The 24,350-nt window shown below is 39.4% G+C and carries 20 protein-coding genes and 1 tRNA gene; 13 read left to right on the forward strand and 8 right to left on the reverse strand.

What is annotated here, in order from left to right:
* Positions 1–77 precede the first annotated feature (77 nt).
* Together SY85_RS06850 and SY85_RS06855 are read left to right on the forward strand one after the other, a co-directional pair.
* Positions 78–1,418 carry a cyanophycin synthetase family protein gene (locus tag SY85_RS06850; RefSeq protein WP_158512942.1) on the forward strand — a complete coding sequence of 447 codons (1,341 nt, stop codon included), beginning with the start codon at positions 78–80 and terminating at the stop codon, positions 1,416–1,418.
* A 214-nt stretch (positions 1,419–1,632) separates the two neighbouring features.
* Positions 1,633–1,703, forward strand: a tRNA-Gln gene (locus SY85_RS06855).
* A gap of 96 nt (positions 1,704–1,799) precedes the next feature.
* On the opposite strand, the gene rfbD is transcribed toward SY85_RS06855, so the two are convergent.
* From rfbD to SY85_RS06875, 4 genes are all read right to left on the reverse strand, one after another.
* Positions 1,800–2,666: a dTDP-4-dehydrorhamnose reductase gene (gene rfbD / locus SY85_RS06860; RefSeq protein ID WP_066402781.1), complete on the reverse strand. Its 867-nt coding sequence runs from the start codon at positions 2,664–2,666 to the stop codon at positions 1,800–1,802.
* Between the two features lie 8 nt (positions 2,667–2,674).
* Positions 2,675–3,229, reverse strand: coding sequence for a dTDP-4-dehydrorhamnose 3,5-epimerase (gene rfbC, locus SY85_RS06865; RefSeq protein ID WP_066402784.1), 555 nt, complete (start codon positions 3,227–3,229; stop codon positions 2,675–2,677).
* A 2-nt stretch (positions 3,230–3,231) separates the two neighbouring features.
* Positions 3,232–4,521 (reverse strand): nucleotide sugar dehydrogenase, encoded by a 1,290-nt coding sequence (locus SY85_RS06870; protein WP_066402786.1) that lies wholly within the window; start codon positions 4,519–4,521, stop codon positions 3,232–3,234.
* 94 nt (positions 4,522–4,615) lie between these two features.
* Positions 4,616–5,743 carry a DegT/DnrJ/EryC1/StrS family aminotransferase gene (locus tag SY85_RS06875; RefSeq protein WP_066402790.1) on the reverse strand — a complete coding sequence of 376 codons (1,128 nt, stop codon included), beginning with the start codon at positions 5,741–5,743 and terminating at the stop codon, positions 4,616–4,618.
* Between the two features lie 94 nt (positions 5,744–5,837).
* Between SY85_RS06875 and SY85_RS06880 the strand changes: the two genes are divergently transcribed.
* Positions 5,838–7,046, forward strand: coding sequence for a 3-deoxy-D-manno-octulosonic acid transferase (locus tag SY85_RS06880; protein ID WP_158512943.1), 1,209 nt, complete (start codon positions 5,838–5,840; stop codon positions 7,044–7,046).
* Between the two features lie 7 nt (positions 7,047–7,053).
* Here SY85_RS06880 and SY85_RS06885 read toward each other — a convergent pair whose 3' ends face one another.
* On the reverse strand, positions 7,054–7,914 hold the full coding sequence (locus tag SY85_RS06885; RefSeq protein WP_066402792.1) for a hypothetical protein: 861 nt from the start codon (positions 7,912–7,914) through the stop codon (positions 7,054–7,056).
* 114 nt (positions 7,915–8,028) lie between these two features.
* Between SY85_RS06885 and SY85_RS06890 the strand changes: the two genes are divergently transcribed.
* Positions 8,029–8,607 carry a thymidine kinase gene (locus SY85_RS06890; protein ID WP_066402795.1) on the forward strand — a complete coding sequence of 193 codons (579 nt, stop codon included), beginning with the start codon at positions 8,029–8,031 and terminating at the stop codon, positions 8,605–8,607.
* Positions 8,608–8,664: 57 nt separating this feature from the next.
* Here SY85_RS06890 and SY85_RS06895 read toward each other — a convergent pair whose 3' ends face one another.
* Entirely contained in the window at positions 8,665–9,549 is an 885-nt protein-coding gene (locus SY85_RS06895) for a DUF6263 family protein (RefSeq protein WP_066402796.1), read from the reverse strand.
* Positions 9,550–9,644: 95 nt separating this feature from the next.
* On the opposite strand from SY85_RS06895, the gene SY85_RS06900 reads away from it, so the two are divergent.
* The 4 genes from SY85_RS06900 (at position 9,645) to SY85_RS06915 (ending at position 12,839) form a co-directional block, all read left to right on the forward strand.
* Positions 9,645–10,280 (forward strand): heme exporter protein CcmB, encoded by a 636-nt coding sequence (locus SY85_RS06900; protein ID WP_071890953.1) that lies wholly within the window; start codon positions 9,645–9,647, stop codon positions 10,278–10,280.
* Between the two features lie 174 nt (positions 10,281–10,454).
* Positions 10,455–11,177 (forward strand): cytochrome c biogenesis protein CcsA, encoded by a 723-nt coding sequence (gene ccsA, locus SY85_RS06905; RefSeq protein ID WP_066402798.1) that lies wholly within the window; start codon positions 10,455–10,457, stop codon positions 11,175–11,177.
* Positions 11,174–11,404 carry a CcmD family protein gene (locus SY85_RS06910; protein ID WP_066402800.1) on the forward strand — a complete coding sequence of 77 codons (231 nt, stop codon included), beginning with the start codon at positions 11,174–11,176 and terminating at the stop codon, positions 11,402–11,404. Before ccsA ends, SY85_RS06910 begins: the two co-directional genes overlap by 4 nt.
* A 10-nt stretch (positions 11,405–11,414) precedes the next feature.
* Complete coding sequence (locus SY85_RS06915; RefSeq protein ID WP_066402802.1) at positions 11,415–12,839, forward strand: Glu/Leu/Phe/Val family dehydrogenase; 1,425 nt, start codon at positions 11,415–11,417, stop codon at positions 12,837–12,839.
* Between the two features lie 528 nt (positions 12,840–13,367).
* On the opposite strand, the gene SY85_RS06920 is transcribed toward SY85_RS06915, so the two are convergent.
* Positions 13,368–13,733, reverse strand: coding sequence for a type I restriction enzyme HsdR N-terminal domain-containing protein (locus SY85_RS06920; RefSeq protein WP_226999033.1), 366 nt, complete (start codon positions 13,731–13,733; stop codon positions 13,368–13,370).
* Positions 13,734–13,941: 208 nt separating this feature from the next.
* On the opposite strand from SY85_RS06920, the gene SY85_RS06925 reads away from it, so the two are divergent.
* From SY85_RS06925 to SY85_RS06940, 4 genes are all read left to right on the forward strand, one after another.
* Positions 13,942–14,712, forward strand: a complete 771-nt coding sequence (locus SY85_RS06925; protein ID WP_066402812.1) for an AMP nucleosidase — start codon at positions 13,942–13,944, stop codon at positions 14,710–14,712.
* A 13-nt stretch (positions 14,713–14,725) separates the two neighbouring features.
* Positions 14,726–15,112, forward strand: coding sequence for a hypothetical protein (locus SY85_RS06930; RefSeq protein WP_066402815.1), 387 nt, complete (start codon positions 14,726–14,728; stop codon positions 15,110–15,112).
* Between the two features lie 102 nt (positions 15,113–15,214).
* Positions 15,215–15,634, forward strand: a complete 420-nt coding sequence (locus SY85_RS06935; RefSeq protein ID WP_066402817.1) for a hypothetical protein — start codon at positions 15,215–15,217, stop codon at positions 15,632–15,634.
* A gap of 17 nt (positions 15,635–15,651) precedes the next feature.
* Entirely contained in the window at positions 15,652–17,343 is a 1,692-nt protein-coding gene (locus SY85_RS06940) for an ABC transporter ATP-binding protein (RefSeq protein ID WP_066402820.1), read from the forward strand.
* On the opposite strand, the gene SY85_RS06945 is transcribed toward SY85_RS06940, so the two are convergent.
* Positions 17,340–21,122: a TraB/GumN family protein gene (locus SY85_RS06945; protein WP_066402823.1), complete on the reverse strand. Its 3,783-nt coding sequence runs from the start codon at positions 21,120–21,122 to the stop codon at positions 17,340–17,342. The genes SY85_RS06940 and SY85_RS06945 overlap by 4 nt on opposite strands.
* Before the next feature lie 250 nt (positions 21,123–21,372).
* Between SY85_RS06945 and gcvP the strand changes: the two genes are divergently transcribed.
* Positions 21,373–24,264, forward strand: coding sequence for an aminomethyl-transferring glycine dehydrogenase (gcvP, locus tag SY85_RS06950; protein ID WP_066402824.1), 2,892 nt, complete (start codon positions 21,373–21,375; stop codon positions 24,262–24,264).
* Positions 24,265–24,350: the final 86 nt, after the last annotated feature.

Consider the following 24,350-nt stretch of genomic DNA (forward strand, 5'->3'; position numbering starts at 1 on the left):
AAAATATGCAGATACAGGAGCTTAAAGTGCTAAAAGGCCCCAATTATTGGAGCATAAGGCGCCCAAAACTCATTCAAATGAAATTAGACCTGGAGGACTTAGAATACCGTCCTTCCAATAAGATTGAAGGATTTAGAGAGCGGATTGAGCAATTAATACCAACATTAATTGAACACCAGTGTAGTGAAGGACATAGAGGCGGATTCTTTAAACGTGTGGAAGACGGCACCTGGATGGGGCATATCATTGAACATATAGCGCTGGAGGTCCAATCTTTAGCAGGTATGAATTGCGGCTTTGGCCGCACCAGAAGCACTGGTGAACGAGATGGCATTTATAATGTGGTATTTGAATATGATCAGGAAGAAGCTGGTATTTATACAACAAAAGCGGCTGTACAAATTGCACAAGCGTTGGTCAATGGTATAAAATATAATATTGAAGCGGACATACTAGCACTTAAAAGAATTCATAAAGAAAATAGACTACCCTCATCCCTAACCCACCTTATAAGGGAAGCCAGTAAGCGTAACATACCGTATATGCTTCTGGATAACAATTCACTTATTCAATTGGGCTATGGCAACCACCAAAAGCAAATTCATACTGACAGGATCAAGCCTGCATCAGGTATATTAATAGAAGATCTTTTTGCTAAAGGCAATAATGGCCGCATTCCCATTATTTCAATTGCAGGTTCCAGAGGGAAGACACTAACGTCTCTCCTAATAGCTCACATAGCTCAAGCCGCCGGTAAAAATGTAGGCCGCTCTACTTCCAACTACTCCTCTATTCAGAACCACCTAACATTTCACAACAATTGTACAGAAAGAGACGCTGCCCAACTTGTGTTAATAGATCCAACCGTCGACTTTGCTGTGTTACCATGTGATCACCAAAGCATATTAACTAGCGGGCTAGCGTTTCAGAAGTGTGATGTGGCAATTGTAACAAATATTATCTCTGATTATGTTGGCTCAAATAACATTCGCTCTATTGAACAACTAGTCAGAGTCATCCAAGTAGTACCAGAAACCGTTTCTGATCAAGGCTATGCGATTCTAAATGCAGACGATGATTTAGTTTATAAAATGCAAGAAGACCTAAGCTGCAAGATTGCTTTGTTTAGTATAAGTGAATGTAACTCACACATTAGAGCACATTGTGAAAAAGGCAACAAGGCTGCCATTCTTGAAAATGGATTTATATCAGTATTGACCGGCAGCGACAAAGTCCGGCTAATGCCAGTTGAAGACATTCCAATCGCATCCGACAGGAAAAATATTGACTTTATATTAGCGGCAGTATTATCTACTTATTTATTTCAAGATATCACACTAGAGAATATCCGACAAGCACTGCAAACGTTTACACCTTTGTCTACACACAAACCAGAAATGCTGAACTTCTCTAACTAAAAGCTATACTACATTACCATTTCAACTCCCATTTAGTTATTCGCCAAAAGACCTTAATTAGCATCATCTATGTTTTCCTAACTTCTCACTATTAAAGCATAAAAAAGCTGACATCTATCTAAAAGAAAATTAACTGATCTTTTTGTTTGAAATTCTTGCTTATTTTTTTTGTTGGAATGGTTGACTCCCTTATTTTTGCACTCCATTTACGGATTGAGCTATGGTGTAACGGTAGCACTACAGATTTTGGTTCTGTCTGTCTAGGTTCGAATCCTAGTAGCTCAACAAAAAAACCAGATGTATTTAGTCTGGTTTTTTTATGCCCCAAACTGATCTGAATTAATAACTTGAGAAGATTTAGGTCATAAAAAAAGCGCTTGTTTACCAAGCGCCTACTTCTTTTAATCGATCCAGACAATGATGTAAACTGGTTTCCCAATCAGGAATCGTTAAACCAAAGGTTGTTTTAATCTTTTCTTTATTCAGCACGGAATAAGCAGGACGCTTTGCTGGAGTTGGAAAAGCGCTAGTTGGAATTGCATTTACTCGGCATTTCGATTGTATATACTGCTGAATAGCATTTGCAAATTCAAACCAGGATATAATTCCATCGTTACTATAATGGTAGATGCCTGGAACCCACTTACCAGAATCAATAATTGATAAAATAGCCTTTGCCAAATCCGCCGCATACGTAGGACTACCCAGTTGGTCTGCTACTACACTGATTTCTTCTTTAGATTGCAGCAGGCGAAGCATCGTCTTTACAAAATTGTTCCCATACTCCGAATACACCCATGCGGTACGAATAATTATGCTTTCTGTATTTACAGCCAAAGCTCCCTCTTCGCCTCTAAGTTTTGATAACCCATAAATATTTTGAGGATCTACAGGATGCTCTTCTTTATAAGGATCACTCCCATTTCCATCAAATACGTAATCGGTGGATATATGAATAAACTTAGTCCCAAATTGAGAAGAAACAAGCGCCAGATTTTTAGTACCTGTTTCATTAATCAGAAAAGCTGTTTCCCTTTCTGTTTCAGCTTTATCTACAGCTGTATAAGCAGCACAATTGATACAATAATCTGGATGTAGCTGATTAAATATCAATTTAACATTTTCCAGATCAGCAATATTCAAATCCTCTTTGGTAAAAAAATGGATTTGCGCCTTAGGATAGCTATTCTGAAAAGCTTGAATCTCTTTTCCCAATTGACCATTTGCTCCTGTAACAACAATTTTCATAGCAGGGATTAAAATTCAAAATTGGATACGCAATCTTTTAGCAAAGGCAATTCAATGTCTTTTGAAGAAACAACGGCTTGCTTTAAGTCAACCTGCCAATCAATATTCAACGCAGGATCATCAAACCGTATTCCCCCTTCACTTTCTTTATTATAAAACTGGTTGCACTTATATAACACAGAGGCTGTTTCAGACAATACAGAAAACCCATGCGCAAAACCGGCAGGAATTAATAACTGCTTTTTATTTTCCGAAGTAAGTTCAACACTAAAGTACTTTCCAAATGTAGGAGACCCTTTACGTATATCAACTGCCACATCTAAAATGGCACCCTCTAAAACACGTACTAATTTTACCTGAGCAAAGGGGTTTAATTGAAAATGCAACCCCCTGATTACGCCATGCGAAGACCGGGATTGATTGTCTTGAACAAATTTGTAGTCAATTCCATTTTTATGAAAAAGGCTCTCATTGTAAGCTTCAAAGAAATAGCCGCGGCTATCTCCAAATACAGTGGGTTCAATAACAATCAACCCGGGTAAATCACAAGCAGTAAACTTCATTTTTAGAAACTCCAGTATTGTCTGGATTTTAATTTATTACGATAGGTACCTTTTAAATCAGCAACTAAGGCATGTGGTTTTGTAAGTGTTGCAAAGTCTGTATCATCTAATTCAGCGTAAGGTTCATGACAAACACTTACAATAACTGCATCATATTCACCATGTGCTTTTTCTGTCAAACCAAAACCATACTCATGCTTCAACTCTTCTGAATCAGCATATGGATCTACTACATCTACATTTAAGAAGAAGGACTGCAACTCTCTTACTACATCAGCCACTTTTGAGTTACGGATATCACTAACATTCTCTTTGAATGTAGCACCCATTACCAGCACTCTTGCTGATTTCACATCGCTTACATTTTTAATTATATGTTGTACCACTTTGCGAGCTAAGTACAGCGACATATTATCATTGATATAACGACCAGCTAGAATTACACGAGAATTATACCCTAGCTCACTAGCCTTATACGTTAAGTAGTAAGGATCCACACCTATACAATGGCCTCCAACTAAACCTGGAGAAAACTTCAAGAAGTTCCATTTGGTACCAGCTGCTTCTAATACTTCATAGGTATTAATTCCCATTTTGTCAAAGATGATCGACAACTCGTTCATCAATGCAATATTCAAATCACGCTGCGTATTCTCAATAATTTTAGCAGCCTCAGCTACCTTAATAGATGAAGCTTTGTGAACACCTGCTTTCACAACCACTTCATAAACCTTCGCAATTATATCTAAAGATTCAGCGTCACAACCAGAAACTACTTTTACAATTGATGCTAATGTATGTTTCTTATCACCTGGATTGATACGCTCTGGAGAGTAACCCAATTTGAAATCTGTCTTCATTCTTAAACCAGACAGCTTTTCAATGATAGGTAAGCAATCCTCCTCTGTACATCCTGGATATACAGTCGATTCAAACACTACATAGTCACCTTTCTTAATCACCTTCCCTATTGTTTCTGAAGCTCTTTTAACAGGGTTCAAATCAGGCACATTATGATCATCAACAGGAGTTGGTACTGCTACAATAAAGAATTTTGCTTCACGTAGTACGTCAAGTGAATTGGTAAAGGTGATATCACACCCTTCAAAAGCTTCCTTTTCCAACTCATTGCTAGGGTCAATGCCCTGCTTCATCAACTCTATGCGCTTCTCATTGATATCAAAACCAATAACAGAAAGCTTTTTGGCAAATTCTAAGGCAATAGGAAGTCCTACATAACCTAATCCAATTACGGCTAACTTTTCTTTCTTTTCCAGTAATTCTTGGTACATAAATGATATTTCGTGTAAGGGTTTAATTGTTCTGGTTTCCCCTTGAGGTTTATTGGCTTTTTATTTTTAATAAGAAGCGTCAGATAGACCATCGCTAGCGAATATAGTCTAAAACACTTTTTGTAATGTACTGCAGTTGACCCTCTTCCATCTCTGTATGAATAGGAAGGGAAACTACTCGTTCGGTCAACCAGTCTGTGACTGGCAGATTAGTAGCATCGGCTCCAAATGAAGCAAACATTTGTTGGCGATGTGCTGGCACAGGATAATAGATCATAGATGGTATACCTTGACTAGCTAAATGATCAACCAATCCGTTTCTATCTACCCCCTCTAGTAAAAGCGTATATTGATGAAACACATGTTTACAATATGGGGCGCGGAATGGTGTTGTTATTTTTGGATGACCAGCAAATGCAGCGTCATAACCATCTGCCACCTTTCTACGTGCATCTATATAGGAATCAAGGTAACGCAACTTTATTTCTAGTATTGCTGCTTGAATAGTATCTAACCGACTATTACACCCTACTACATCATGATAGTAACGCTTACTTTGTCCATGATTAGCAACCATACGTAATTGAGCGGCCAATGCATCATCATTTGTCAAAATAGCGCCACCATCTCCATAACAGCCTAAATTTTTTGACGGGAAAAAAGAGGTTCCGCTACAAGTACCTAACGAACCCGTTTTTTTAGTTGTACCATCAGAAAAATAGTAATCACTTCCTATAGCCTGGGCATTATCTTCTATTACAAATAAATTATGTGCTTCTGCTATTTTCAAAATCTCCTCCATGTTAGCCGCCTGCCCATAAAGATGTACAGGAACAATAGCCTTTGTTTTGGGTGTGATGGCTTTTTGTAAAGCGGCTGCATCCATACAAAACGTTTGCGGGTCCACATCTACAAATACCGGCGTCAAACGTAAAAGGGCAATTACTTCTGTAGTAGCTATATAAGTAAAGGACGGCGTAATCACTTCATCCCCCGGTTGCAAACCTAATGCCATCATTGAAATTTGCAGGGCATCGGTACCATTTGCACAAGGGATCACGTGTTGCACACCATTATATTGGGCTAAAGCTGTAGCAAAACTTTGAACCTGCGGACCATTAATAAAGGCACTACTTTCAAGCACATTTATTACCGCAGCATCCACTTCCTCTTTAATCTTTCTATACTGTTGCTTTAAATCAACCATCTGTATTGGTCGCATGTAAATAATTTTTGGCTGCGCAAAAGTAGCAAATATGAAACGAAACAAACTAGGCTTGCTACATTTGCGGCATAGCCTCCTCAAATAATAGATTGTGCTTATCTTTTATAACATCTTTATTACGCTTTATTCCTGGGCAGTGCGCCTAGTTGCTTCTTGGAACCCTAAAGCCCATGAATGGGTTGCTGGCCGAAAAAACTGGGCGACTACCCTTTCCAATCAAATTAATCAAGATCACCCCTGGATTTGGGTGCATTGTGCTTCTGCCGGCGAATTTGAGCAAGGAAAACCAGTTATTGAACAATTAAAGCAAACGTATACGCGCCATAAAATTCTTGTATCCTTCTTTTCTCCCTCTGGTTACGCAGCGGGGAAAAAATACAAACATGCCGATGCTATTTGCTATTTACCACTAGATACACCAAAAAACTCTAAACAATTTTTAGATATCGTTCAACCACAACTGGTAATCTTTATTAAATATGATTATTGGTATCACTATTTAAAAACTATAGCCAATCGAAATATCCCCCTATTGCTAGTTTCTGCTATTTTCAGAGAAAGCCAACCATTTTTTAAATGGTATGGAGGCCTTCATAGAAAAATACTCACTTTTTTCTCTCACCTATTTGTTCAGGATGCGTCTTCTAAAGAGCGGCTTCAGTCTATTGGCATTTTAAATAGTACCGTTAGTGGCGACACCCGATTTGACCGTGTAGCCGCTATTGCCAAAAACTTTACAGAAGTAACACACATAGAGAGTTTTATCGCAGATGCTAAAGTTTTGGTTGCAGGTAGCACTTGGTCTGATGATGAAAAAATGATTCAAGAAGCGTTGGCAAACCAGAACCATCTTAAGGCTATCATAGCACCTCACGAGATAAATGCTGCCCATGTCGATGACTTGTTGAAACTTTTCCCCAATGCAGTCAAATATTCAGAAGCAGAAAAAAAAGAGGTATGCCAATATCAGGTTCTGATTATCGACAACGTGGGTATGCTTTCACGCCTATATTATTACGCAGATATAACATACATTGGTGGAGGCTTTAATAAAAGCGGTATCCATAATACACTTGAGCCCGCAGTATGGGGAAAACCTGTATTATTTGGACCCAATTACCAAAAGTTCAAAGAAGCTAGGGATCTAATCCAACAAAAAGCAGCTTACACTGTAACAAATGCAGCTGAACTCACTCAAACACTAAAAGCATTATTGGAAGATGAGGAGTTAATAAAAAAAGCAGCCTTTCTGCTCAAGATTATGTACAGGAACAGAAAGGTGCTACAGAAACAATTCTAAATTATATTCAGGAAAAACGTCTTTTCACAAGCTGATAGAAGTATTGAACCACTTCTTTATCATCGTTCCAACCCAATTTGATCTTCAACTCACGGTTGATCCAGTATTCCGCTTCTGGTAAAATATTAAAGGCGTTGATCGTTTTTATACTACGCTCATAAAGGCCTTCATCACCACGGAATAGTTCATTGATAAAAAGAAACTTATCATTTACACCAATACCCTTCCTTAAATCTTTGATGGGTGTATCTTTTAATGCATTGGCTAAATCCGTTTTCTCCTGTTTTAGCTTGTCATTAAGAGATGCTTCTTTACCGCCAATAACCTCATGAACCTCGCGAGACGGTTGCTGCTGCTGCGAGAATGTAGGTATTTCATCCATTACATCAAATGGTAATAGGGTATGATATTGCGGCTGTTCTTGACGCTCCTCTTTTACTGGCTCATGTGGAACAAAATCAGGTTTCTTTAAGAAATAAGGCTCTTTAACGGATTCTGGCTGAACGTCTACAGCTTGCACTGGCTCTTCTTTTATGACGGAAACCGCTTCTGGTTCATCAAAAAAGCTAGGCTGACGGAACATGGGCTTTTCCTCTTTAGGCTCTACCACTGGTGCAACAGGCACAACTTTCACTGGCTGAATCACTTCTTCAGTTTGCAAAACCGCACTTTCTTTTTCAACAGTAACGTTGCGAGCCACTGTAGGCAAAACAACGGCAACCTTTTTACTAGTACCAATATAAGACTCCTGTTGCAGGCGTCGCAACTCCTCATGCAGTAATAGCACGGTTACCTGCAATTGTGCAGGGGTTTCATTGGCAGCTTTCTGTGTTAATAACTTCTCTATTAAGACGTGAACACGATCCATGGGATTATGGTACTTTTGACGGCTTTTAAAAATGGGATGATTGATAACGAATAACGAGCTGGCAAAAGTACAAACACTTTGTAAAATTTTTAAATTAACGCTAACTGCAAACGAATGTTTATTGAACCTCACATAAAAGGAGAATGCGGCGGATGGATAGAAGTCATTTGCGGCTCTATGTTTTCAGGCAAAACAGAAGAGTTGATACGTCGCCTAAAAAGAGCAAAGATTGCTAACCTAAAGGTTGAAATCTTCAAACCGGCTATTGATATACGGTATGATGAAGTAAAGATTGTTTCGCACGATGAAAATCAAATCCATTCTACCCCCATTGACAACTCTCAGAAGATCTTATTGTTAGCGCAAGATGTAGATGTAGTAGGAATTGATGAAGCCCAGTTCTTTGATGATCAACTCCCCTACGTTTGCGATGAATTAGCCTGTAGAGGGGTGCGTGTTATCGTCGCTGGATTAGACATGGACTATCTGGCCAAGCCATTTGGGCAAATGCCTGCCCTACTAGCTAAAGCTGATTATATTACAAAGCTGCACGCTATCTGTATGCGTTGTGGCAATATCGCTAATTATTCGTATCGCAAAATACCCAACGAAGACCGTATCATGCTGGGTGAAAAAGATGTTTACGAACCTCGCTGCCGCCGCTGCTACACCTTAGGTAGCGCTCTTGATTAATACAAACTAGCAATTAAAAAATTTATAAAGGCCTCTTCGGAGGCCTTTGTTACTGAATTAAGATCTTTCTTTACCCGTGACTGTTGCTTTGGTCGTCATCTTCATCTGTCCATCCATCTTCTGCTCATAAACAGCGGTCTCAACCAACCCGGTTTTAGCATTCACCTTCATTTTACCTATTTGTTCGCCCGTTAAATTAGCACCACTGGTAAACTTCATATCTGACTTTGCATCTAACATTACAAAATTCCCTTGAATTGATTTTACGGTATAAGTAGTGGTCATATCCATAGGCATCAAGCTGGTTCCAGACAGTTTCTTTTCCCAGCTATCTCCCACTTTCACAGGCTTATTGGGAAAAATATTGAAGGATTGACTAAACAACTCTTTGATATTTTCTTCATTGAATTGTTGTGTAAAAGCCTGACGAACCATAGGCTTCATTTCTTCCTTTACTTTAATACTACCAACCATAGCATCAGCTATCTGCTGAAGGCCCGACACCTCAGTTACCTTTCCTTCTTTATCTACTTTAATAAGGAAGCTTTTTCCTTTTAAAGCTCCAAACATCGCTGCCATCAATTGACTTGGATCAGAAATTTCGCCAGAAGCAACCGTATCTGGTGCATCTGAGTCGGCTTTAATGATCTTATCGGCCATAGCTATATTCATTGCAAAACGCTTATAGGTAGTTTTTAGCGTTTTTATATTTCCATCATCCTCAATAACCTCCATTACATAATCGCTCTTCATGTTAGTATTAACATTCTGCCCGGACATTTCCTGCTTCATATCAAAATCCATAACATAATCGTAAGCTTTCCCTTTTTGCAGGTTAAACTGAAAGTTAGCCGTAGCTGCATTCTTATTTTCAGAACAGCCACTCCATAAAATCAATAAAAAGAGCGAGGTCATTAAAAATACGGTCCGGGTTTGTTTCATACTTCTGATTTATGTTGTCAAAATAAAGATTTAGCACTTAGCAAAATACATTTGTGAGCTACCTTCGAAAAAAAATTTAGACTATCAATAAAATACTGACCCTTTTTAAAAAGGACTTATTACTGGAAGTTCGTCAACAGTACAGTTTCTATGGTATATTATTATATATAGGATCAACCATTTTTGTATTATTCCTGGCTATAGACGAACCAGAAAGCCGCGTTTGGAATGGCTTATTCTGGATCATACAGTTATTTATCTGTATAAATGCGGTTGCAAAAAGCTTTTTACAGGAAAGCCGGTCTCGCATGCTTTATTTTCAATCAATAGTAAGTCCGCAACATTTTGTATTAGCCAAACTATTGTTCAACTCTCTTTTGATGCTGATAATGAGCATCTTAAGTCTAGCTTTGTTTACCCTTTTCTTTTCCAATCCAGCCGAAAAAGTACTTCCCTTCATTGGACTGGTTTTTTTGGGCGGCTGGAGCCTCAGCCTAGTATTTAGCTTTTTAGCGGCCATAGCTGCCAAAGCTCAACAGAATGCAGCCATTATGGCTATTTTAGGCTTTCCCCTCATTATCCCTCAGTTGGTAATGTTGATGAAAATATCCGCATCAGCTTTTAGTACTACAGCCACGATCCCTACGACACCTGTATTGATGCTCATAGTAATGGATGTCTTGGTTATCCTTTTAGCCAACATTCTTTACCCTTTCTTGTGGAAAGACTAATTAATCAATAGTTAGGTGATTATTGTAACGTTTAAGAAGCCAACAAATGGCATTTAATCAAGAAAAGACATTCTTAAACATTAGCTAATTGGGATATTCCCGAATCAACTAATTACTTTCCCCTTATTTTTGCAACCGATAAAATAATGTAACCACCCGTTACACAATCCGATTATGAATAAATGGTGGTGGAAAATAGTCTGTATAGCATTGCTGGTATATACATTTACCGCAGGTTTAAATGTATTTAGCCTTTCCATTTTTGATGTCCCACGCATCCGCATTTTAAATGAGACCATTCGCAATTTATACTTCCACGTATGTATGTGGTTTAGTATGATGATCTTGTTTACCATTTCAGTAGTGCATGCCATAAAGTATTTACGCAACAATGACCTACGCTCTGATATCCTATCCCGGCAATATGCCGTTGTAGGTATTGTTTTCGGTCTTTTAGGTTATTTAACTGGGGCCATTTGGGCCTCTTATACCTGGGTAGATCCTAATAAAGCAGCTTATGAGTCATTTGGTGCTATCGCCCGTGAGCCCAAGCTTATTGGGGCCGGAATTGCACTGCTCATCTATTTTGCTTACTTGGTATTACGTGATTCCATTAGTGATATTGATAAAAAAGCAAGGATCAGTTCTGTTTACAACATCTTTGCCTTTGCCTTTTTATTTCCATCTATCTGGATCATCCCCCGCTTGCTGCCTAGTTTACATCCGGGAGGCCAAGGAAGCGAAGGAAATCCGGGTCTGAACTTTAGGGAATTAGCACCCAATATGCGTCTGGTGTTTTACCCGGCAATCCTTGGATGGACCTTATTAGGCGTATGGATCGCTACGCTAAAGGTGCGTTTACAATTGATTAAAGAAAAAACTCTATTGAATTCATGAAGCCAAAATTTCTGTTTTTAATCACCGGCCTGTTATTAAACTTATTGGCTTTTGCTCAAGATACTACCATAGACATGGCCGACACCATGCGAAAAGAGGGCAAAATTTATGTGGTTGTTGCTATAATCCTTACCATCTTTGCCGGAATTATTTTTTACCTAGTTCGCCTAGATCGAAAGATTACGAAACTAGAAAAGGAAGAAAAACATAATCATTTTAATAAATAAACGATCGCTTATGTCAGCAAATACAGACTATAGCTTCTTTCAAAGCGTGATCAAAAGCTTTGACAAGGCTGCTAAGTTTACAAAATGGGATCCAGGTGTTTTAGAACAAATCAAAGAATGTAACTCCGTTTACCAAATGAAGTTCCCTGTACGTATGGACGATGGCCGTATTGAGGTTATTGAAGCGTACCGCGTACAACACTCTCATCACAAAACACCTTGTAAAGGTGGTATTCGCTTTGCCGCTGAAGTAAACCAGGATGAAGTAATGGCACTGGCTGCATTAATGACCTATAAATGCGCTATTGTAAACGTTCCTTTTGGTGGCGGTAAAGGTGGTTTAAAAATTTCCCCAAAGAAATATTCTGTATACGAGTTAGAGAAAATCACACGTCGTTATACAGCTGAACTGGTTAAGAAAAACTTTATTGGACCTGGCACTGACGTTCCTGCTCCTGATTACGGAACAGGTGAGCGTGAAATGGCTTGGATCGTAGATACCTATCAAAGCTTACGCCCGGGAGAAATTGATGCTGCTGGTTGTGTTACCGGTAAGCCAGTAACTCAAGGTGGTGTACGTGGACGTAGAGAAGCAACTGGTCTTGGTATCTTCTACGGTATTCGTGAGGTATGTAGCATGCCAGATGTAATGGGCAAATTAGGCCTTACTACTGGTTTAGAAGGTAAGCGCATTATTGTGCAAGGTTTGGGTAACGTAGGTTATCACGCTGCTAAATTCTTCCAGAATGCTGGAGCTAAGATTGTTGCTCTTGCAGAATACGAAGGTGCAATCTACAACGATGATAAAGGTTTAGATGTAGATGCGGTATTCCAACACCGTAAAATGACAGGTTCTATCCTGAACTTTGATGGTGCTACCAACTTTGCTAAGAATACGGATGCTTTAGAGTACGATTGCGATATCCTTATCCCTGCTGCGTTAGAAAACGTTATCAATGGAGAAAACGCTCCACGCATTAAAGCTAAGGTTATTGGTGAAGGCGCTAACGGTCCTTTAACTCCGGAAGCTGATGAACACTTCATCACAAAAGGTACGCTGGTAGTTCCTGATATGTACCTGAATGCTGGTGGTGTAACTGTTTCTTACTTCGAATGGTTAAAGAACCTGAGCCACGTGCGCTATGGTCGTATGGAGAAACGCTTTACGGAGAACATGAACAACCATATCGTTGGTCAGATCGAAGAATTAACTGGCAAAAAAGTAATTGACAGAGAACGCGAGTTTATCATTCATGGACCTGATGAAGTGGATCTGGTATACAGCGGTCTGGAAGAAACCATGATCACTGCTACCCGCGAAATCATGGACGAGTGGAAACGCAACCCACAAATCCCTGATATGCGTACAGCTGCTTTTGTTGTTGCAATCAACAAAGTAGGTACTTCTTACGCTGAATTGGGTATTTTCCCATAATAGATATAACTCATATCTTATATACAAACGCCCTGTTTATTACAGGGCGTTTTTCTTTTGTAGCCAGATAAACGGCTTAAAAAATGATATTCCATGTTATATCTACGCTTTAGTCTAATCTTGATTTAAAACTGAAGGTAGTTTACTCAAGCATTTTCTAAAACATAACCAAAAAATGGAACATAACTTGGCCCTAGCTTGGGAATAGCTTTTCCTCTTAAGACCCACCTATTTGTCAACAAATAAGAAAATATAATTATTCATAGCCAATCTGACCGAGTACAGTGAGCATTTTACAACAAAGTGGTATTATACCAAATTAAACTATTCAGTACGCCTATTTGATGACTGAGGATGATTGACAGGGGACAGTAGCACCCTGTCAACTGCCCTATGTCAACTGCTATCTGTCAACTGCCAACTATCTACTAAATACGCCTTACTTTATTGGAAACGGTATTGGTCTCTCTTTTTTAATTAATACCACCCCATCTTTTTATATTTCTAGTAATTGGCAGCCTCATTTAGTCAAGCATGTGAAGGCAATTGATTTAACAGTGTCAAATTGCCGGCAGCGTTCGACCAACCTAACGTGTTAGTACCATTGGTGATAATAATATATAAAACAGGAACACTGATGTTATAGCGCAACGCCTGTTGTAAGACATCTTCAGATAGTGAAACATGTGGCGCTTTGCATTCCACCAAAAGCCACGGTTGATGGCTGGTGTTATATACCAGGATGTCAAACCGCTTTTTCATACCATTTAGTAACAATTCCTTTTCTACTGCTATGAGTGAAGCCGGATAGTTAACAACCGAAATCAGGTAATTGATAAAGTTCTGCCGTACCCACTCTTCTTCGGTTAAGAGCAGCCATTGTTTCCTTATCAAACAAAATATATAACTCCTATCACCCTCTTTTTTTAAGTTAAATTGAGGCTCAGGAAACTGTACGGGTATCATGCTTCAAACCTAATGATTATTTTTGTAGATCGTTTCACACGATTGCTAATACATCGCAAGCGTACACTTACCACTTCAGGCATAGATTTTAAAGGCTTGTGCTCGTTAGTATACCTCACATCAAAATCATCGACAAATGAAAACAAAAGAAGACATCGTAAAAAACTGGCTACCCCGCTACACCGGAAAGGCATTGGAAGATTTTGGTAAATACATTCTTCTAACCAATTTTAGTAATTATGTGCGTTTATTCTCAGAGTGGACAGGTGCAACGATTACAGGTATTGACAAACCCATGCAGTGTGCAACTGCCAACGGAATTACCATCATTAACTTTGGTATGGGCTCGCCTACTGCAGCAACCATAATGGATTTACTAACGGCTATTGAACCGGAAGCTGTACTATTTTTAGGAAAATGTGGAGGCCTAAAAAAACGTAATAAGCTAGGCGACTTAATTCTTCCCATTGCAGCCATCAGAGGTGAGGGTACCTCCAATGACTACTTCCCTGCTGAAGTTCCAGCGCTACCAGCATTCGCCTTACAAAAAGCAATTTCCACTACGATCCGCGATTATGAAGTAGACTATTGGACGGGTACAGTATACACCACTAACAGACGGGTTTGGGAACACGATGAGGAATTTAAAGAGTACCTGCAAAATATACGTGCTTATGCCATTGACATGGAAACAGCTACTATATTCTCGGTTGGCTTCTATAATAAAATTCCTACAGGTGCGTTATTGTTAGTGAGCGACTCCCCCATGACACCTGAAGGTGTAAAAACCGAGGAAAGTGATAAAAAAGTAACCGAAACGTTTGTAGAACGCCATTTAAAAATTGGAATTGATTCGTTGAAACAATTGATTAATGGAGGTCTAACCGTTAGGCATTTGCGTTTTTAATTTTATGTCATTTATGAAAAAACTATTTACACCACTGGTTATTCTTGCCGCTTTTATTCTTAGTTCGGCTACCTGCCATAAAAAAACTACTGACACCTGCTTTAAAGGCCGACTAGAAATTAAAGGGCTGTGCATGAATTATGTGATCAAAGTAATTGAGGGAAAAAATCCTGCATTAGAAGTTGAAAAGAGTTGGAAAGACGATGCTTCTGGCAAGACGTATGAGAATGTATTTGCGTTAGCTAGTAAGTGTAATTTTCCAGACCTTAAAGAAGGTGAAGAGTTCTATTTCACATTGACTGGCACTGATGTTCAAAACTGCGCAGTTTGCCAAGCCTTTCGGCCTGTGCCTACTGCAAAGAATGCGATAAAGGTTATTACTGAACCTTGCCGCAAGTAGTTAATAATTTTAGTGTTTAAAAAACAAATAAGCAGTATTTTAATTTTCCATTATATGCAACGTCTGTTTTGTGGCCACTGTCAAGGCCATTAAACAGACATTATGAAAAAAAGACTTTTAGCATTTATTCTTGTTAGTACTTTATTTACTATTCTTACTGCCTGCAACAAAAACAATACTAATGGCATCAATGCTCCCGCAAACTGCTTTAAAGGCCGCGTAGAAATAATAGGGCTCTGTAAAAACATTACTATTAAATTGCTAGAAGGGAACATGTCTTCAGACTTATTGAATTCATCCTGGGTCAATCCTTCTACTGGGCTAATCCATCAAAATGTGTTTCGCTTAGATAATATATGCTCTTTCCCCGCTACACTAAAAGAAGGGGACGAATTTTATTTCCAAATAAAAAATTCTGATACAGAAAGTTGCGCCAATTGTAAAGCTTTATATCCTACTCCACCCAAAGGAGCTTCTATTCAAGTACTTTCAGGTCCTTGCCGTGCAAACAACATTAATTAAATTGTAAATTGTGGCGCATGCAGCCACTGTTACAAATAATAGATCTGTCCATTGACTTTTTTTCTGAGAGCGGAACAACTCACGCTGTTAAGAACCTTTCGCTTTCTGTTAATCGCGGTGAAATTGTAGCCCTGGTAGGCGAATCAGGCTCTGGCAAATCTGTTACCTCTTTATCCATTTTACAATTAATACCTGCACCACCGGTACGATATACAAGTGGCACTATTTTATTTACAGAAAAGGAGAATAGCATTGACATTTTAAAGCTGCAGCAAAAAGAATTACAGGCCTTGAGAGGACACAAAATTGCCATGATCTTCCAAGAGCCCATGACTTCGCTAAACCCTGTGATGACATGTGGCAAGCAAGTGGCAGAAGCGCTCCTGCAACACAAGCAACTTACAAAAGAAGCAGCCAAGCAAAAGGTAATTGAGTGGTTTGCTAAAGTTAAATTGCCCAACCCTGAGGCCATGTATCACCGCTATCCACACCAGCTTAGTGGAGGCCAAAAACAGCGGGTAATGATTGCTATGGCCATGTGCTGTGAGCCTTCATTATTGATTTGTGATGAACCTACTACTGCACTGGATGTAACAGTACAAAAGACGATCCTGGAATTGATCAAAGAGTTACAGCAGGAACAAAACATGGGAGTAATTTTCATCACCCATGATTTAGGTGTAGTGGCAGAAATTGCCGACCGCGTAGCTATTCTTTACAAAGGCGACCTGGTAGAACAAGGAAAGACAAAAGACATTTTCACCTCGGCAAAACACCCATATACCAAAGCATTGATCGCCTGCCGGCCTGCTTTACATCCAAAAGGTGAGCGACTACCTATCGTAAGCGACTTTTTAGAAAATAAGATCGTATCAGAAAATAAACAAGAGAAAGAAGCTAAAAAACAAGCTGATGAAGTATTAGTATCGGTTAAAAACCTATTAGTACAGTTTCCCACACACACCAACCTGTTTGGCAAGGTAACCCGTTATTATACGGCTGTAGATCATGTAAGCTTAGATATTAAGAAAGGAGAAACAGTAGGATTGGTAGGCGAAAGCGGCTGTGGCAAAACGACACTAGGCCGTACACTATTACGTTTAATAGATCCAACTTCTGGCCAAATTACTTACGATGGCACAGACATCACCAAGCTGACCAAACAACAATTAAAAGACCTCCGTCAGCAGGTACAACTAGTATTCCAAGACCCCTATTCTTCTCTGAACCCGCGCCTAACGATTGGTGCTGCGCTGGCAGAACCCATGGCAGTTACCGGCTTAGAACCCAATAAAAAGGAACAACAGAAACGTGTAGCCGAATTGCTGGATCGGGTAAACCTACCATCAGCGGTAGCACGCCGCTATCCACATGAGTTTTCGGGTGGCCAACGGCAACGTATAGTAATAGCACGCGCATTAGCATTAAACCCTACTTTTCTGGTTTGTGATGAATCTGTTTCGGCACTTGATGTAAGTGTACAGGCGCAAGTACTCAATCTGCTAAACGATTTGAAAAAAGACCTGGGACTTACCATGCTATTTATATCTCACGATCTTTCTGTAGTTCGCTATATGAGTGATAGAATAATGGTAATGAACAAAGGCCAGATCATTGAAACAGGAAATGCTGAAGATGTTTACCATCATCCACAATCGGAGTATACGCAGCGCCTTTTAGCAGCCATTCCTAAAGTAAAGGCCTATTAGTGACGCCTAAATAAGCTTTGCATATAGTCGGTGTCTGTTTCATAAAATTCCGCTGCACTTTTCCGTTTAGCATTGAGCATTTGCTGCACCAGTTTTTGTAATTGAGAGACTAATGGCTTATCATCATCAATTTTGATAGCAGAGTATCCAGTAAAATCAAAATCTTCATCCGTATACTTTGAACCAATTACAGGTACTATTTCAACATAATTGCCTGCGGCAGGAACTAAACCTACGGTTGCTATCTTCCAATTAGCATCGTCCTTCTGATTTTTATACTCGTACATGTAGATATAACCCTTTTCTCCAAAATGCTCAACATAAATTTTATCTAGAAGTTGCAAGGTATCTACCCTTTGATATTTATTAGAAGCCATCAACTTCGCCTTTGCTAACTGCTCAACACTTTCAAATGTTTTAGGGAATAACGAATACATATCTACTTTATGGAGGTCATTATACAGTTCATACCGGTAATCATCGCGAGATGCAAAGTAGTGAACCAATGTATCCGGCACTTGTCTATGATGCCGCAACAGCAGCAACATTGTATTGTATTTTAATTGAAGATCATTACTGGAAAGTAGTTGCTGCATAAAAGCAGGAACAGAAGCATATTTATCCCAAAAAGGAATTAACAGCGTGGCATATAAATTAAGTTGGTCGTTTCCTTTATTGTTAAAATCAGCGGCCTTATCTCCATTATCACCATCTTCCTGTAATTGCGCCGCCTCTATCGATTTGCTTTTCTCACCTATACTTTGTTTTTTCCAAACCTGTTTAGCCTCCATCATAAACTTTACAAAATAGATGTCGTATTCCTCAGCCTTTAAATAATTACTGTCAATCAATAGTTGCATCAACTGCGTCATTGGCTTTTCATAATCATTTATATTGATTAATGGCAACAGGTCTTTAAATATCCCGGCCGTCAGCTGTAAAGAGTCGGAAAGATTTTTCAAGAAAGCCCCGTCAACTTTATCTGGATAGCCAGAGACCGTAATTTTATTTCTACGAGTGTTTTTAATGTAATAACTAGGATTATAATCATCATAATCCGAAGTCTCTATTTTTAACACCGGTGGTTCATTGAGAATAATATTTGTGAATGTAGAATAAGAGTAAACAGTTTGTTGAGTAAGCAAGCTCTCTAGAATTGCATGTTGTAATTCCAGAGTGTCACCTGCAGCCATATAAAGTTGTTTCAAGTAGTCACTTACCGCTTTGCCTGTGAGCAATCCTAGTTGTCCAATAAACTCTTTTTTGGTATTTAGATAATTCTTCTCTTTCCAGCCTAACATCCCCATTGCCTTTTTCAATTGATCCAGATCGTTAGCATCAAATGTCATAGCGCTAACATTCATTAATGCCTTTTTGTGGCGAATGCTATCTGCACTGAAATAGTCATCAAAAAACTGCGATGATTTCTTTACAAATGGATCAATTGTCTGTATGGTGTCGGACGGACGAAAAGTTTGGAAGAATTGTGTTAGAAACAAACTTTGCTGGGCAGCTGTATCTGTTTCTGCAGCGACCATATACCATAGCCCCTGCTTTAAAAATTGCTTGCACCAAAGTGCTCTGCTGCTATTGGTATCAGTAAATACATACTCCCGCACCTTCATAGCATTCGGAAGTTCATATTTCTTTTCGCTACGCACTATCCAGCCTTCTTGCATGGCTGTTAAATCTGCCGACTTTAATTTTACGCTGTCAGCCTCATAATAGTAAAAAGGGGCATTATAAAAAGCCACATAGACACGTTCGCCTGTGGAGTCATTCTGTATTACCTTTTCTTTAAACTGCCCATTGTCTACCAAGGCTTCGTCTGCACTCCTATAAGCCGTTCTGTACAATTGTCTTACATCAAAAGAAGGAGTTGGCGTTTTCTCTTCTGCTATTGAAAATGGAACTGATACTTTGAAATGCAAACTTGTATCCGTTTGTACTTTACATTCCTTATAAAGGAATGGTTTGATAGAAAATGAAGACAGAAATTGCTTCATTTGTTCATCGATTTTTTTACCATGGGCTATTATCGTATAGTAATGGGGGCCTTTAATTAAATATTTCACCAGCGATACGCTCCCATCTTTATGCCTGTATTGTACATCCAAAGCTGGATAGCCATATTGCGTTGAAAACTTGCGACTAACAGTTTCATCTATAAATTCAGAAGAAGAAAAGCTTTCCTCCATTAAGTTTAGATCAAAGCCATCCTCTTCGGCAAAATCATAATTATGTATATCTGTACGCTGAATTTGAAAACTATTACCGCTCTTCTTATCAGCAGCCGAAAAATACCAGGAATCATTGATATTGTCGATATAAGGATCATGAGGCATAGTAGCTTCAAAACCACCATAAGCTGGCATAAATGGCCTCCAGCTAGTAGAATAGTCTTTTAACTCGATGCTATTAAAAAAGCGATTCACTTCCAATGCCGATTTTACATACTCGCCTGTTCCACTTACTTTAAATATCAATACTTCAAAAGGCGTTATAAATATTGCATTCCGTTGTAAATCACCCCTTCTGGTTTTATTCACTATATCAAACCCTGGATAACCATTGCGCACAATATCTTTCTTTGTTAGTATTTTCCCAGGAATATTTTCATATAACAAACTATCAACTTGTCTAGTTACATCAGCAATTGACGCACTCCATAAAAAAGCATTAGTTGGAATACGGCTTATCATATAATAACTTCCATTTGCCATATCGGCATATTGAAATTGTCTGATAGCTAGTTGAGAGTTATTGGCAAACAGTTCACCAGGCATGTCTACTTGAAAGAAGCCATCATCAGCCACCTGTTTCTTTACCTGCACAGCCACTTTCACCTTATCCACTTCTTCCTTAAAATGGCTATTCCTTTCACCCATTTTCACTGGCCTCAATTGATAACCCATATTTCGAAGCAACTCTATTACGCCGCGTTGTCCAGGCAAATGGGCTGCGCCAACGCCAACAAATAAGGTGGCTTTTGTTTTTAAAATGGAATCAATAGATGCTGCTTGTATCTCATTCCGCTTGTACAAAAACTTTTCAGTAAAAGCGGCCGACTGTTGATTGATTTGGTTTATAGTGTCTAATAGATCCAAATTGCCTGTACGATAGGCGGTTTCAAGCTTATCATAGGAATAATCTGGATTGTATTCATACTGTGTTTTTCTTTTATCATCCTTCATACCATCAACATACGCCTCTGTAGTTAATCGCATGCTTTCATCAAAATTCTCAACACTACATACCCTTTTGCCCCATCTTTTTCCTGTTTGAAAAATATGCAGGTCTAAATAAGTGTCTTCTTCAAAATCACTAGCCTCATCGGAATGACTACGGTATAAAAGATTATTAATGATAACAGGGCGGCTGGATAGTGCTCGTTCAATTAGACTTTCATATCTATTAACCTGCAACGTCCGCATATGCAAATAGTCTTGAGGAAGCAACTCGTAGCGGCCGTCTGAGTACATGTCCCTATAAGCATCCTCTAAATGATCATATTTCCGCAATTCCTTTTGCCAGGTTTCAGGATTTGTTTCCAATGCTACAACATCTGCTTTACGAATGCCTAAGTAAAAAGAATCCGACAGGTGAAAGGCCAATTTGCTACTAACATGCATCGTTCCAAAGAGGTAGGAAGGTTTAGTAAGCCCTTTGCCTGTTATTTCCCATAATAAACTAGGGTATTTTCTGGGCTTGCTTTGAGTATTTTGCCCGTAAACAAAAACACACGCTAGCAGGAATCCTAATAGTAAATATTTTTTCATACTGAGAAGGGCTGTATTTAGGGGTGGATTACCTCTACATTTCCAAGGAGTGGATTTGTATCTAAATGTAATACAAAGGGATGCAATTTCATCCTAATGGTTACGAATGGTTAAAATGCTTGATTAATGCGGGCAAATGCTTAAACAAAACACGTATTTCACATCTTATCCAGCCTTAACATTTCTAGTATTTAACCGGTTTTAAACGTGTAATAAAAGGCCGTACCTTTGCGGCTTCTAAATCAATCCCATGAGCCTTTTTGAAGCACAATCAACTGAGTTTCAACCTCGTCACATCGGCCCCAACGAAAACGAAACAGCCCAGATGCTTAAAGCTGTTGGCGTTAGCGATTTGGATGAGCTGATGGAAAAAACTGTGCCTGCCGGTATTCGCATGCAAGAAGACTTAAACTTGCCTTCCCCGATGAGCGAGTTTGAGTACTTACAACACATTAAAGAAGTCTCTTTAAAGAACAAGGTATTCAAGACTTACATTGGTCAAGGTTATTACGATACGATAACACCTTCTGTTATCTTACGTAACATTTTTGAAAACCCAGCCTGGTATACACAGTATACGCCGTATCAGGCAGAGATCTCTCAAGGCCGTTTGGAAAGTTTGCTTAACTACCAAACTATGGTTAGTGATCTGACAGGCTTACCAATTGCCAATGCCTCTTTATTGGATGAAGGAACAGCAGCGGCAGAGGCCATGACTATGTTCTTTAATACCCTGAATAAAGACATTAATCATATTGGTCGCCCCAAATTCTTTGTTGACGAGGATACCTTCCCTCAAACAAAAGATGTTGTGATCACCCGTGCTCAGCCTGTAGGTATTGAGGTAGTGTTTGGTGACTATAAAAAGGCCACCCTGGATAACACCTACTTTGGGGCATTGGTGCAATATCCGAACGATAAGGGCTCAATTGAAGATTATCGCGATTTCATCAATAAAGTTCATGGCATTGGCGGTTTTGTAGCAATGGCGACTGATTTGTTGGCACTTACGCTTTTAACCCCTCCTGGCGAGTTAGGTGCTGATGTTGCATTAGGTTCAGCTCAGCGCTTTGGTGTACCATTAGGTTATGGTGGTCCACACGCTGCTTTTTTTGCTGCTAAAGATGATTTTAAACGCAGTATCCCAGGCCGTATTATTGGTGTTAGTGTAGACTCTCAAGGAAACCGTGCTTTACGTATGGCTTTACAAACACGTGAACAACACATCAAGCGTGAAAAAGCTACATCAAACATCTGTACTGCACAAGCCTTATTGGCCAATATGGCGGCTATGTATGCAGTGTTTCATGGCTCTAACGGTTTACGCAACATTGCTAAACGTATAGCACTGTTAACCCAGACTTTAGCTAATGCACTGGAAGAGCGTGGCTACACTATTACAAAAGAATTCTTCTTCGATACAATCGTCGTAAAGGTTGACGATGTAACGACTTACCGTCAAAAAGCAGAGCGTCAGCAATTGAACTTCCGCTACTTTGACAACCAACACATCGGTATTTCTTTAGACGAGACAACAACACCTTCTGACCTGTTTGATGTCATTAACTCTTTTGTAAATGATGTTGATCCGGTTGCTTACCAAATTGAGCATGAAGGTGGTTTAGATATCATCCCATCTGCATTAACAAGAACATCAGATTTCTTAACGCATCCTGTATTCAACACGCACCATAGCGAAACACAGATGATGCGCTATATCCGCTTCCTGGAAAGCAAAGATTACTCTCTTGTACATGGTATGATTCCTTTGGGAAGCTGTACCATGAAACTGAATGCTGCCAGCGAAATGATGCCATTAAGCTGGTCACATTGGAGCAAGATCCATCCTTTTGCCCCTGTTGCTCAGACAGAAGGGTATACATATGTAGTAAATGAACTTAGCAAATACCTGTGCGAGATCACACAGTTTGATGCCTGTAGTTTGCAACCAAACAGTGGTGCACAGGGTGAATATGCTGGTTTGCTAGCTATTAAAGGTTTCCATGAAGCTAATGGTGAAGCGCATCGTAATGTAATGCTGATCCCTATTTCTGCACATGGTACCAACCCAGCCTCTGCAGTAATGGTTGGAATGAAAGTAGTGGTAGTAAAAGCGCTGGAGAATGGCTACATCGATGTAGAGGATCTAAAGGCTAAAGCACAGGAACATTCAGCCAATTTAGCCGGTATCATGATCACCTACCCATCTACTTACGGTGTGTATGAAGAATCAGTAACTGAGATTACAGAGATCGTTCATAGCCACGGTGGACAGGTTTATATGGATGGTGCCAATATGAATGCCCAGGTAGGCTTAACTGCTCCTGGTTTGATTGGTGCTGATGTATGCCACTTGAATCTTCATAAGACATTTGCTATTCCTCACGGTGGTGGCGGTCCTGGCATGGGTCCAATTTGCGTAAAAGAGCACTTGGCTAAACACTTACCCGGACACGTAGTATTTAATAATGGGCAGTCTAGCAATTTTAAAGCACATGGTGCTGTAAGTGCTGCACAATATGGATCAGCCTCTATCCTACTGATCTCTTATGCTTACATCCGTATGTTGGGAGCACAAGGTGTTCGTAAGGCTACCGAATATGCTATTTTAAACGCCAACTACATGTTAGCGCGCTTAAAGGACCAGTATGAGATTCTGTACACAAACCATCACCATGCTTGTGCACACGAGTTTATCATTGACCTGCGTCCATTAAAAAAGACAGCAGAAATTGAAGCAGAAGATGTTGCTAAGCGTTTGATGGATTATGGCTTCCATGCTCCTACTTTATCATTCCCTGTACCAGGAACAATCATGGTAGAGCCTACCGAAAGTGAGGACAAAGCTGAATTGGATCGTTTCTGTGAAGCCATGTTAAGTATCCGTCGCGAGATTGACATGATAGAAAATGGAGGACTGGATAAAAAAGATAATCCTTTAAAGAATGCGCCTCACACTATGGCTCAAATCTGCAACGATGAGTGGACAAAGCCATATACTCGTACAATGGCAGCCTTCCCATTGGATTCTATTAAAGCCAATAAATTCTGGCCTACAGTTACCCGTGTCAATAACACAGTAGGTGACCGTAACCTGATATGTGTTTGCTTGCCTACAGAAATGTATGCAGAACAAGCATAACCGTCTAAGTATATTAAAACAAAATGGCCCTGCTCAATGCAGGGCCATTTTGTTTTAATTAAAATTTCGCAGCGTCATAGCAAGAT

Source organism: Flavisolibacter tropicus (genome assembly GCF_001644645.1).
Classification (GTDB): Bacteria; Bacteroidota; Bacteroidia; order Chitinophagales; family Chitinophagaceae; genus Flavisolibacter; species Flavisolibacter tropicus.

Coding starts and splice junctions, on each gene's coding strand:
- SY85_RS06850 (WP_158512942.1), top strand. CDS start 78: ATGAAATTAGACCTGGAGGACTTAGAATACCGTCCTTCCAATAAGATT.
- rfbD (WP_066402781.1), bottom strand. CDS start 2,666: ATGAAAATTGTTGTTACAGGAGCAAATGGTCAATTGGGAAAAGAGATT.
- rfbC (WP_066402784.1), bottom strand. CDS start 3,229: ATGAAGTTTACTGCTTGTGATTTACCCGGGTTGATTGTTATTGAACCC.
- SY85_RS06870 (WP_066402786.1), bottom strand. CDS start 4,521: ATGTACCAAGAATTACTGGAAAAGAAAGAAAAGTTAGCCGTAATTGGA.
- SY85_RS06875 (WP_066402790.1), bottom strand. CDS start 5,743: ATGCGACCAATACAGATGGTTGATTTAAAGCAACAGTATAGAAAGATT.
- SY85_RS06885 (WP_066402792.1), bottom strand. CDS start 7,914: ATGGATCGTGTTCACGTCTTAATAGAGAAGTTATTAACACAGAAAGCT.
- SY85_RS06890 (WP_066402795.1), top strand. CDS start 8,029: ATGTTTATTGAACCTCACATAAAAGGAGAATGCGGCGGATGGATAGAA.
- SY85_RS06895 (WP_066402796.1), bottom strand. CDS start 9,549: ATGAAACAAACCCGGACCGTATTTTTAATGACCTCGCTCTTTTTATTG.
- ccsA (WP_066402798.1), top strand. CDS start 10,455: ATGAATAAATGGTGGTGGAAAATAGTCTGTATAGCATTGCTGGTATAT.
- SY85_RS06910 (WP_066402800.1), top strand. CDS start 11,174: ATGAAGCCAAAATTTCTGTTTTTAATCACCGGCCTGTTATTAAACTTA.
- SY85_RS06915 (WP_066402802.1), top strand. CDS start 11,415: ATGTCAGCAAATACAGACTATAGCTTCTTTCAAAGCGTGATCAAAAGC.
- SY85_RS06925 (WP_066402812.1), top strand. CDS start 13,942: ATGAAAACAAAAGAAGACATCGTAAAAAACTGGCTACCCCGCTACACC.
- SY85_RS06930 (WP_066402815.1), top strand. CDS start 14,726: ATGAAAAAACTATTTACACCACTGGTTATTCTTGCCGCTTTTATTCTT.
- SY85_RS06935 (WP_066402817.1), top strand. CDS start 15,215: ATGAAAAAAAGACTTTTAGCATTTATTCTTGTTAGTACTTTATTTACT.
- SY85_RS06940 (WP_066402820.1), top strand. CDS start 15,652: ATGCAGCCACTGTTACAAATAATAGATCTGTCCATTGACTTTTTTTCT.
- SY85_RS06945 (WP_066402823.1), bottom strand. CDS start 21,122: ATGAAAAAATATTTACTATTAGGATTCCTGCTAGCGTGTGTTTTTGTT.
- gcvP (WP_066402824.1), top strand. CDS start 21,373: ATGAGCCTTTTTGAAGCACAATCAACTGAGTTTCAACCTCGTCACATC.